This window comes from Pseudoalteromonas sp. G4, from assembly GCF_028875915.1.
GTDB lineage: Bacteria > Pseudomonadota > Gammaproteobacteria > Enterobacterales > Alteromonadaceae > Pseudoalteromonas.
The window spans coordinates 1-10426 of the sequence record NZ_JAPEHW010000111.1 but is presented as its reverse complement, the minus strand read 5'-3'; the positions used below and the strand labels follow the sequence as shown (position 1 = coordinate 10426).

Sequence of the window (10426 nt, the reverse complement as noted above, 5' to 3'; positions counted from 1 at the left end):
CGACGACCTTCGGGTTATGAGCCCGACGAGCTACCAGGCTGCTCCATCCCGCGCCTGTATTCTTAAGCTTTGCTGCTTAAGTGAGGCGCTATAATATAGATTTATTACAGTTATGCAAGTGTTTTCTGATAAAACACGTTCAACTGCTCAAATTACAATCAACGCTTATGCGGTTTAATCATTTCATGCCATGGATAGCTTTGATCACCCGTAATAATAAAGTCAGGGTTTTCAGTAGTTTCACGTTGATTATAGGTAATCGGATTAAATTCAGCATCAAAAAGCTTACCACCGGCCATTTCTACAATAATTTGTGAAGCACCAGTATCCCACTCACCAGTTGGACCTATTCGCATAAAGGCATCAGCACGTCCTTCTGCAATTGCGCACGCTTTTAGTGAACACGAACCCAACGGCAAGGTGTCAAACTCATGATCAATGTATTGGCTTACCGTTGCAATATTCTGCCTACGGCTTACAGCCAACTTTAATTGTGACTGTCGCTGCACCTTTATTTTTGTATCTTCACCATTTTCTCGCTTAAAAGCCCCCAAATCAGCCATCGCCCAATAGGTAATACCTTCTGTAGGCCAGAAAATCACACCAAATACCGGTTTGTTGTTTTCAACAAGGGCAATATTAACGGCAAAATCACCGCTTTTAAGCACAAACTCTCCCGTGCCATCAAGCGGATCTAGCAGCCAATAACGCTCCCAGTTTTCGCGCTGTTCTAATGAAGGAATCGGCGTTTCCTCAGACATAATCGGTATATCAGGGGAAAGTGCTTTGAGACCTGCTAGCAATACTTCATTAGCAGCTAAGTCAGCTTTTGTAACAGGTGTGTTATCCGATTTTTCACACAGCTCAATGTCGTCCTGATGGTACACTTCTAAAATAGCATCACCCGCTCGCTGTGCAATTTGAATACAAGGCTCTATAAATTCTTTCATTCGTTACTACTGTTAATCTAAATTAAGATAAGTGCTGCTTCGCTAATAACAAAGCTGCAACGCTGCGTGCTTCTGTAAAATCAGTTTGTTGTAATAATGATTGCCATTCACTTAAAGGCCACTTTACGACTTCTAAGGGTTCAGGCTCATCACCCTCTAATTTTTCAGGGTAAAGTTCCTGTGCTAATAGAATATGCATTTTGGCATTAAAATAACTGGGAGCTAACGACACTAACTTTAGTTCAGCAAGTTGTTTTGCACCAAATCCGGCTTCTTCTTTTAGTTCACGATTACCAGCTTGCACTGGCGTTTCACCAGGATCAATTAGACCTTTTGGGAAACCTAACTGATAATCATGCGTGCCAGCACAATATTCTCGAACTAAAATTAAGTTGCCATCTCCATCAACGGGAACTACAAGCACTGCACCACGGCCTCCACCTTTAATTCGCTCATATTGCCTTTTCACACCATTTGAAAAAGTCAAATCAAGTGACTCAACTGTAAATAGTTTACTGTGAGAAACCTCGGTTACTTGCGTTATTTCGGGTGGGGTTAATCCTTTTATCTCGGCCATCTTCAAACTCTGTTAAACTACAGTTTAGATTTATAATAAAACGTTTAAACTAAAAAACCTATGTTAAATTGGCATGAAATTGACACCATTTTATTTGATATGGATGGCACTTTATTAGACCTTCATTTTGATAATCACTACTGGCTTGAGTTAATCCCACAAAAGCTTGCTGAAAAGCATGGCATAACAAAAGAGCAAGCGTTTGAAGCATTATCTAAAAAATATCAAAAAGTAGAAGGGCAAATAGAGTGGTACTGCCTAGATTACTGGCAACAAGAGCTCGACTTACCCATTCTTGAACTCAAGCAAGAAATCAAACACCTTATTACAGTTCGCGAAGATGTGCCTGAATTCTTACAAGCACTAAAAAAAGCTGGCAAAACATTAATCTTACTCACCAATGCTCACCCTGACAGTCTGTCATTAAAAATTGAACAAACAGCATTTGATGTGCACTTAGATGCACTAATATCTACTCACGAATTTGGCGTTAGTAAAGAGTCACAAAGCTTATGGCAGCAGGTTGAGCAAAAACTTGGCTTTGATAAAGAAAGAACGTTATTTGTCGATGATAGCCTTGCTGTATTAGACGCAGCCAAGCTGTATGGTATTAAACATTTGCTAGCAGTTGCAAACCCTGATTCCACTAAAGAAGCTAGAACCTTGCCTAGCTACTTATCTGTAGAAGATTACCGCACCCTTTTGCCTATTGCTTAAAACAAGTGATAATTTGACAGTTTTGGTATTGAGACATAAGTTTTCAATGTAGGGGATTTTCTCTAACGAGTGTTCCCTAAATTGAGGCAATTTTGCTGTTTCAAAAAGGAATTAGCATTTTTCAATTAATTTGGATTATGAAACTACTTTTGCCAACTAAGACTCATTAATTATTAACGTTTGGTGGTGATTCAAGTGACAAAAATTGGCATGTATATATTTCTATTATTGATGATAGTTGCCTGTAATGATGATGCCCATAATCACCCCTCCCTAGAATCAGGGCAACAGCTATTTGATTATCATTGTGCTGGTTGCCATCACAAAAATGGCAATGGGAACTTCTTAAAAGGAATTCCTGCCAATATTGGAACAGGCTTAGTTGAGTGGCAATTAGTTCACAAAATGAAGCAAGGAGAAAACAATAGTAAAATGCCGGTGTTTAAATCAATGAGTAAACAGGAAGCAGCCAAAATAGCCGAATACATTACCTCAAAATCACATTAATAGATCAAAAAAGGCCGCATTTGCGACCTTTATAAATTACCAAAATCAATTAAGCCGGGTAACGCTCTTTTAAGCCTTGATACACTAAATCAGCAAAGTTAGCTTGGTTAATATCCAGTGATTTTACCACCTCAACTAAGTGCTCGTTATCTTCTTGCCCATGCCATACTTTAATGTAGCTACCATCTTTGTAGCCGTGATCTTGGCGGAAGAAATTCAGGGTATTTTTACCTACATAACCACGATATAAATCATCAATATTCATACCGATTTGCGCCATACAACCAGCAAATGCTGCAGCATCAAAGGTTTTATTAGCCACCGCACTTGCAGCTAATAGCTCTAGTGTTTGCTTAAAATCATCAGCTTGAGTTGGCTTTTCAAGCTCAGCTGTCAGTTGTTCTGCAATTTCTTGATAGCTAGTTTTGCCATCAATGCGAAGCGATAAGCCAAAGTGAAAGATATCGACTAACTCAAGAATAACTTGCTCAGTGTCTGGTGTTTGCTTTTTCCACCACTTCCAACCGTAGTGATCTAGCATTTCAGCACATTCAACCCAAATAGCACGGTACCATTCAAAACCTTGATTAAACCATTCAGCATGCACTTTAGTATTCATTGCATTTTGCATTTCAAGCATAGTGCAGATTTTATTCACATTAGCAGACATTATCTTTCTCTAAAATTAAATTGGCCGTAGTGTATCAAAAAGCCCGCGTTATTGTCTCAGTTCAAAATCACATTGCGACTTTTTAACATAGCGTGCATCGAAGGTTTCACCTGTATTAAACTCAAGGCGCATAGACGATAAGTCGAAGCGTGAATGTGGATATTGGTCAATCCAATTCATCGTTGCTTGGCAAATTTCTTCAAGCTTATAAATACGAAATGTATCAACAACGACTACTGCCTCTTGTGGTTCTAAGTAGCTACGAACGATGTTCTCACTCCAGGCGGTTTGAGAGTAATTTTGCTTTAAGAAATAAGTAAGATCTGTGTTATCGAATCCACTATTAAGGCCACCAACATTATTGCTTGCCTTTTGAGCAAACTGTATAAGTGATTGACCACTAGTCACAATTTCTTCTCGCTCACCAGCTGCGCAGCGGCGAGTTGTGAACTTTACAGTACCATCTGAGCTATAGCATTTACGCTGGACTTTATCGGCTTGTGCAAAAAGCGGAAATACAAGAATGCATATCGCTAGTAAAATTTTCATTGTTATTCTCAACTAGAACGAATTATCAGATTTTGCCAAATTATTTAGGGACAAATCAAGTGTTAGCATGTTGTTTACATCAATTTCACAAAGGTAAAACCATTAACTATTTGTTCTCAAAACGATTGTAATCAAAGATTCCATATTCAACTGTTAAATCTTGTTTAGCAGTTTTATGCAGAATATCACTATAATGCCAAAAGGCAGGGTCTGTACGTCTAATCGCAAACTCATTTTTAAGAGCGATATAGTCTTTTTCAGAAGTGATTTTATGTAATTTTCTTACAAATTCATCTACTTGCTCTTTTTCCAAATAGAACAAAACAGCTGGATAATCACCAATAAAGCCATTCACTAAACTTGCGGTGTCTTCTTTTGGTGTACGCTGGGCACCTTCGTTCAATAAACTCGAAATATTTAAATGGGCATTATGATGAAGCAAGCTATAGCTTTGATGCTCTTTGCCATTGTTAACCAAAATAAACGAAACTTGTGCTAGCTGTTGCACTGCTAAATTAGGCAATTGGTTAAGCTGATTTAATGCTTGGCTGATAGCATCATCTTCAAGCTTATAGCGAGGATTTAAAACAGCCGCTAAATGCTGTTTTATTTTGCTATAAAGCTCCGCTTGTAGATCATTCGAGCTAAACTCAACCCCAGTAGGTTGGCTAAATTGTTCATTTGATTTTAAATGCTCGACCAAACTTTTTGGCGCTTCACGATACCATTGCGTACTTAGCTTTTTGCGTTCTTCTGGCGGTAAAAAAGCTAAAAAGTTTTGCTCGCCTTCCATGCGTAAAAAATCCATATACAAACGTGTGATAAGTTGATGACCAACATTACCGTAAACATCAAACCCAGCCACCAACAAATAATGTATGCGTTCAAACAAACTATAATCTAATACCCACATGGTTTTTGGCGCTTGCCCAACCAACCCTTTTACAACGGTAGCACTATCAAAATGTCTGAAAATGGTCAGTGCTGCATTATCATTATGCCCTTCGCCTTGCCAAAACAGCGACATATCTAGCCCTTTTCCACCAGCAAAAGCGGTATTCATTTTGGCATTTTTATGCTCAAGGAACTTCGCTTGTAATCGCGCATACTTCACCCAACTGCTAATGGGTAAGGCATTGCTTTGCTGCTCTGCAGGCATTGCCAGATAGTCTTCAACCTGATTAAAAAACACATCTAAGTTAGCATTACCAATGCGTTTAGGGTCAACAAATGTAACCCAAAAGTGATCATTAATCACATTTAAAGCTACTTGCCCACGACAAACAGGCCCCTTAATAAAGCCCATGATGATAGTTTGTGCATGATCCAATAAAAATTGGTACTTCACTTCAGTAGGAATTTGAGCAAAGCTCTTAAATGGGTTAGAAGCAACTTCCACCTGATAACCCGGTAATTTAGCAACCTCATAATCTGATTCAAGGAATAGCTGATGCAACCTTGCTAACTCTTTGTTATCAAGTGCAAGCGGAATATGATTTTTAGCTAAAATACTGGCTTGATTACGCTCTAAACGGTAATAAACTCGTTTTACTTTAGGGTCATCAAACGGACGGCGTGTCGCAATAACCTCAATAGGTTCACCTGGGGGGGTTTTTGAGCGAACAAGTTTGTAGTAAGTGACGTCATTTGCTTTTGTAAAATAGATATTGGTTAAAAACCAATGCTCATAAATATAGCGCGACATCAATTGATGTTTAACTGAGTCTTGATTTAAAAAGGCTTCCCACTTTTTTACCTGCTGGTGAGTATATTCATCAACAGCTGCTAAGATTGCCATTTTCGCACCTTGCATTAGCCAATGCTGCAACACGTTAAACTCACTCTCACTAATAGCTGGAAAGCCATAAGGCATGCCTAAATTAGGTTGTTTTGCGACGGTTTCTCGGTAATTTTCGATGCTCGCACAATTGGCCGAGCGGTCTAGCGAAAAGTCATATTCATTGCCGAGCTGAGCAACCTGCGGGAGCGGATTTGATTTTTTGACCAGTAGGCTGTTGTAAAGCACGCTCGCGGCAAGGTTATTTTCTGGTGACTCTGGATATTCGTTTAATACTGGCGAAAAGCCAAGATCACGCCACTCTGAGGTTGACTGTGCATCAACAAATAAGCGGTGCGGCGTTGCCGCTACTAAGCGCGTGCCATCGTACACCAATTGTTTGCTGATACCGCGGTCAATACCCGCGGGTGATGTTAGCTTTAACTGACAAGGCGCATCATAACAACCATGACAAACAACACAGCGACTTTCTAATACGGGCTTAACTGCATCATGATAAAACCGACCTTGATCTGTTCGGCTATCAACAATTCGTTGTTTTACTTCAGGCGAACCATATTTTTGCTGCCAGTTATTAACCGCCATAACAGTACAACCTGACACCACCAAAATTAAAAATAAAACAACGAACTTTTTCATTTATTCAACGTCCTCGTCATCAAGGCCTAAATCGAATTCAGGCGCAAACTCAAGCCATGGCGATATAAACTGCTCACGATTGTCAGTGCAGATCATAACAGCTAATTGCGGCCCTTTTTTTAAGTGTAATTGCACCGATTCTATTTGCTCAACCGCTGATTGCCATGCGACATTTACATCAAGCAAAGCGTAATCACTCAGAAAAACAGTATGTGTTTCATCATCATTAATCTTCTGGCACATCTCAGCCATCACCATTTCAGTTAGGGCCATTGAAACAAAAAATGCTGGTTCTGCATCTTCAGAAATTGGTGCATCAGGGGCTAGAAAAAATACGGGAATGTCTACACTTTCCGTTGCTAAGTTATCGTGTTCCATTAAGACTCTCGAAATTAATAGGGCATTTATCGCTATAATAGCAAAATAGTTGAATTTTTTGACGATTTTCGCCATTGTGTTGACAATTTAGAGACACTTCTCAAGGAAGGTTTATGACCAGTGTAATTGATAACTTCTTCACAACGCTTGGTATTTTGTTACTTGTACTAGCGATTGCTGCGGTTTTCATTATTGTTATTTTTAATACTTTAGTGAAATACAGAAATTTTGTTGTAAACGCATTTGCACAAATTGATGTGCAGTTACATCGTCGCCACGACTTAATTCCTAACCTTGTAAATACCTGCAAAGCCTATCTTGACCATGAACATGCAACCCTAAAACAAGTAATAGAGGCCCGCAATGCCGCGTTAAGTTGTTTAGAGCAAGCAAAACAAGCACCTAGTAATGGCTCTCTTATCAAACAATTAGCGAGTGCTGAAAATATGCTAACGCAAGCACTATCGGGGCTACAGGTAACGATTGAAGATTACCCTGAATTAAAAGCTAATGAGACAGTTAAAAATTTACATGAAGAGCTTGTTTCAACAGAGAATAAAATTGCTTTTGCTCGGCAGGCTTATAATGATGAAGTGATGCAATACAACACTTACAAGCAAAGTTTTCCAAATAATCTGGTGGCAGCAAAATTTGGCCATAAAGACGACGCCAGCATGTTAGAACTAGCACAATCAGAGTATCGTCAAGCACCAAGCGTACAACTCTAACTGATGAAAAACTTCTTTCAGCAACAAGCTGAAAATAGGCGTGCCAGTGCATTATTGGTATGCCTTTTTTGCCTTGCTGTGATAATGATTGTTGTTATAGCTCAGTGGTTTTTTGGCCTTATTTTTGATGCCCGTATCGCAAGCAACCTTAATCTTATTTTATATCGCGGTTGGGATGTTTTCCGTGAACAAAACCCATACCAATGGCATCTTCCTTCAGTAGTTATTACATTCAGTTTAATTGCAATTACAGGTATTTATAAATACCGACAACTGCGCATTGGTGGTGCGCAAATTGCCAAACAATTAGGTGCAACACGTGTACAGCCCAACACCTTTCATCCACTGGAAAAGCAACTGCTCAATGTTGTTGAGGAGATGGCAATTGCGGCTCGCACAACTGTGCCTAGGGTCTATATTCAATTGCATCAAAGCCAAGTAAATGCATTTGCAGCAGGACACACCAACCATAACGCGGTTATTTCGGTAACGCGCGGCGCACTTGAGAAACTCACCCGTGATGAACTTCAGGCTGTGGTTGCCCATGAATTCAGCCATATAGTGAATGGCGACATAAAATTAAATAACCGCTTGGTTGCCGCAACATTTGCAATTAGTTTCATTGGCTTACTAGGTGAGTGGATTTTAGAGCACGCCGCAGCATCTAAGCGCGGAAGAAACAATTCATCAGGCTTTGAACTTGTCGCAGCTATCGCATTGATTAGTTATGGCTATATTGGCACTTTGCTCGCGGATTTTATTAAAGCGGCCATCTGTCGTAGGCGGGAATACTTAGCTGACGCTAATGCCTGCCAATTTAATCGTAACCCAGAAGCGCTCGCTAATGCGTTAAAAGTTGCGGCGGGGTTACGCTTACCGCACCGAAACGCACATTATCATCAATATAGTCATTTGTTTTTTAATCAAACAAGAACGCCATGGGTCAGCTCTTTCTCAACTCACCCACCAATTATTAATCGAATTCAAAAGCTTCAACCTAGCTTTAAAGCTCCTAAAAATGGCTTTAAAGAAAGCACCAATGTTGCCAATTACCAAGCAATGCAACTCACTGCAACACGTGAATACTTAAGCGAAAATACGACACCTATAATAAAACCAACAGTGCGCGCAAATACAGCTCATTTATCAGCTAAATTATCGCTACTGGTGCATGATCCATATTCGTGTTTTACGTTAATACCGATGCTTTTGCTAAGCGATGAGTTTGATATTCGCAGCAACCAACTGAGTTATTTACTTTCATCACAGTATGTAGATGCTTTCACCTTAGACAATGCTGAGACTGAGCTGGCAAAGCTATGTGATAAACAGCGCTTTGAACTTATTGAGCTTGCAGCCCCTAGCATAGATTGCTTACCAGCAAAGCAAAAAGATGAACTAGCTCAACTATGTTGGCAAATAATATTAATGGTAGAAAACATTCAGATAAATCAACCACTTAACCATCCGTTGTTAGTTTGGCTTTATCTAGAAATCATCTTAATGCAAACCACTCGTGCCAAAAGTAAATTATTGTTGAAAACCCGTAATACAAAGCAGCTAATCCAAGCTTGGCGTTATTTTGTTAGTTTAATTGCTGTGATTGGTCACAATGACGCTAAAGAGCAGCAAAATGCTTTTACTGCCACATGCCAACAATTCAATATGAAAGGGCTAACTCTTCTGCCTTTTACGCAGTTTGATAGTCAATATGCACATCAAATGTTAGCTGCCTTGATTAGCTTACCAGTGAAAAATCGCAATGCATTTTTGCAAGCAATTGAATTTGCAGCAAACTGGGATAATGAAATAAATGAGGCTGAGCAAACCTTGTTATACAGCTTTGCGCTACTACTTGATTTGCCGAGCCCTATTACAGACTAAATAATGGCTACCAAGGTAAAACCTCACCATTTGAATGCCAGAACGTACCTGTATTACTGAGGTTAAGTTCGTTAATTCGGTCAATTAAGCGACTTGCCGCCTTCTCTGGCGAAATATCCCCTGCAAAACCAACCATGGCAGTTTGTACAAAACCTGGATGCAAAATTGCTAAGCTAATATCACGCGCAGCAAGTTCAATTGCGATACTTTTGCTAGCAGCATTGAGTGCCGCTTTTGACATGCGATAGCCAATATATGCACCGGAACCATTGTCTGCGATTGATCCCATTCGGCTTGTGATCATTGCTACTTTACTGCCAGCACCTAAATTACCTTGTAGTGCATGTGTCACACGAATAGGCGCAATGGCATTAACATTGATTTGCTCTTCAAGACTTGCAAAGTCCATATCGGCTAGACTTTCATTTTTAAATACACCGGCATTATTAATTAAAATATCAATCTGCTGGCCAGCTAACGCATTTTTTAACGTTTCAGTATCATCCGCATTCGCAACATCAATATCGCTAATCACGTTTGCACCAGTTGCAATTAGTTCATCACTGGCTTTTCGAACAACAGCCGTTACTTTAAAGCCTTCAGAAATATACTGTTTTACAAAGGCGAGTCCAATTCCTCGATTTGCCCCTGTAACCACAACATGTTTTGACATAAACCTATTTCCCAATAAAAAAAGATGAAGGGTCTGTTGAACTTTTTAGTTCCTTTTTGCAGCAGTTTGATTGGGTTTTATACAAGGCAGAGGCTGCGTGGCATAGTATTCTATGTAAGTCAGCCGACAAAGACTTTGTGCTCCTGCAAAGTCACCTTACCCCACATCCCTGCGGGGCAACACAGTAGAAAAGCCAATCAAACGCTGCCGAACGGTTCTTTTAAGCGCGCTTTTCTCGTTGTTGCTCGATATTTGCTTAGATTACTAGGCTACACATCGAGCGCCGCGATAAAAACACGCTCAAAAAAACAAAAATTGAGCTACAAAGATCAACAGACCCTATAGAAATGGTATCT

Annotated in this window: 11 protein-coding genes; 4 read left to right on the top strand and 7 right to left on the bottom strand. The window is 39.8% G+C overall.

All coding sequences use genetic code 11. From position 1 onward, the window contains the following. Positions 1 to 158 precede the first annotated feature (158 nt). Together cysQ and nudE are read right to left on the bottom strand one after the other, a co-directional pair. A complete protein-coding gene (gene cysQ / locus ON073_RS19340) occupies positions 159 to 950 on the bottom strand; it encodes a 3'(2'),5'-bisphosphate nucleotidase CysQ (RefSeq protein WP_274763519.1) in 792 nt (263 codons plus the stop codon). Positions 951 to 972: 22 nt separating this feature from the next. Then, positions 973 to 1527, bottom strand: coding sequence for an ADP compounds hydrolase NudE (gene nudE / locus ON073_RS19335; protein ID WP_274763518.1), 555 nt, complete (start codon positions 1525 to 1527; stop codon positions 973 to 975). Positions 1528 to 1587: 60 nt separating this feature from the next. On the opposite strand from nudE, the gene yrfG reads away from it, so the two are divergent. Both yrfG and ON073_RS19325 read left to right on the top strand, forming a co-directional pair. Then, entirely contained in the window at positions 1588 to 2244 is a 657-nt protein-coding gene (yrfG, locus tag ON073_RS19330; protein WP_274763517.1) for a GMP/IMP nucleotidase, read from the top strand. A 195-nt stretch (positions 2245 to 2439) separates the two neighbouring features. Continuing rightward, positions 2440 to 2751, top strand: a complete 312-nt coding sequence (locus ON073_RS19325; protein WP_274763516.1) for a c-type cytochrome — start codon at positions 2440 to 2442, stop codon at positions 2749 to 2751. Positions 2752 to 2800: 49 nt separating this feature from the next. Here the strand turns inward: ON073_RS19325 and ON073_RS19320 are convergent, their stop codons facing one another. From ON073_RS19320 to ON073_RS19305, 4 genes are all read right to left on the bottom strand, one after another. Continuing rightward, positions 2801 to 3421 carry a dUTP diphosphatase gene (locus ON073_RS19320; protein WP_274763515.1) on the bottom strand — a complete coding sequence of 207 codons (621 nt, stop codon included), beginning with the start codon at positions 3419 to 3421 and terminating at the stop codon, positions 2801 to 2803. A gap of 48 nt (positions 3422 to 3469) precedes the next feature. Next, positions 3470 to 3970, bottom strand: a complete 501-nt coding sequence (locus tag ON073_RS19315; RefSeq protein ID WP_274763514.1) for a hypothetical protein — start codon at positions 3968 to 3970, stop codon at positions 3470 to 3472. A 106-nt stretch (positions 3971 to 4076) separates the two neighbouring features. After that, positions 4077 to 6407, bottom strand: coding sequence for a fatty acid cis/trans isomerase (locus tag ON073_RS19310; protein WP_274763513.1), 2331 nt, complete (start codon positions 6405 to 6407; stop codon positions 4077 to 4079). After that, a complete protein-coding gene (locus ON073_RS19305; RefSeq protein ID WP_274763512.1) occupies positions 6408 to 6785 on the bottom strand; it encodes a hypothetical protein in 378 nt (125 codons plus the stop codon). 113 nt (positions 6786 to 6898) lie between these two features. Here ON073_RS19305 and ON073_RS19300 point away from each other — a divergent pair, with 113 nt between their 5' ends. Together ON073_RS19300 and ON073_RS19295 are read left to right on the top strand one after the other, a co-directional pair. Continuing rightward, positions 6899 to 7513 (top strand): LemA family protein, encoded by a 615-nt coding sequence (locus ON073_RS19300; RefSeq protein ID WP_274763511.1) that lies wholly within the window; start codon positions 6899 to 6901, stop codon positions 7511 to 7513. An 84-nt stretch (positions 7514 to 7597) separates the two neighbouring features. After that, on the top strand, positions 7598 to 9397 hold the full coding sequence (locus ON073_RS19295; protein ID WP_274763510.1) for a M48 family metallopeptidase: 1800 nt from the start codon (positions 7598 to 7600) through the stop codon (positions 9395 to 9397). Between the two features lie 7 nt (positions 9398 to 9404). Here the strand turns inward: ON073_RS19295 and ON073_RS19290 are convergent, their stop codons facing one another. Next, positions 9405 to 10070, bottom strand: a complete 666-nt coding sequence (locus ON073_RS19290; RefSeq protein ID WP_274763509.1) for an SDR family oxidoreductase — start codon at positions 10068 to 10070, stop codon at positions 9405 to 9407. Positions 10071 to 10426 lie beyond the last annotated feature (356 nt).

What these genes read in the sequence shown, in the direction of transcription:
- ON073_RS19300 (WP_274763511.1), top strand. Translation starts at nt 6,899, where the DNA reads ATGACCAGTGTAATTGATAACTTCTTCACAACGCTTGGTATTTTGTTA.
- nudE (WP_274763518.1), bottom strand. Translation starts at nt 1,527, where the DNA reads ATGGCCGAGATAAAAGGATTAACCCCACCCGAAATAACGCAAGTAACC.
- ON073_RS19290 (WP_274763509.1), bottom strand. Translation starts at nt 10,070, where the DNA reads ATGTCAAAACATGTTGTGGTTACAGGGGCAAATCGAGGAATTGGACTC.
- ON073_RS19295 (WP_274763510.1), top strand. Translation starts at nt 7,598, where the DNA reads ATGATTGTTGTTATAGCTCAGTGGTTTTTTGGCCTTATTTTTGATGCC.
- ON073_RS19310 (WP_274763513.1), bottom strand. Translation starts at nt 6,407, where the DNA reads ATGAAAAAGTTCGTTGTTTTATTTTTAATTTTGGTGGTGTCAGGTTGT.
- ON073_RS19315 (WP_274763514.1), bottom strand. Translation starts at nt 3,970, where the DNA reads ATGAAAATTTTACTAGCGATATGCATTCTTGTATTTCCGCTTTTTGCA.
- cysQ (WP_274763519.1), bottom strand. Translation starts at nt 950, where the DNA reads ATGAAAGAATTTATAGAGCCTTGTATTCAAATTGCACAGCGAGCGGGT.
- ON073_RS19305 (WP_274763512.1), bottom strand. Translation starts at nt 6,785, where the DNA reads ATGGAACACGATAACTTAGCAACGGAAAGTGTAGACATTCCCGTATTT.
- ON073_RS19320 (WP_274763515.1), bottom strand. Translation starts at nt 3,421, where the DNA reads ATGTCTGCTAATGTGAATAAAATCTGCACTATGCTTGAAATGCAAAAT.
- yrfG (WP_274763517.1), top strand. Translation starts at nt 1,588, where the DNA reads ATGTTAAATTGGCATGAAATTGACACCATTTTATTTGATATGGATGGC.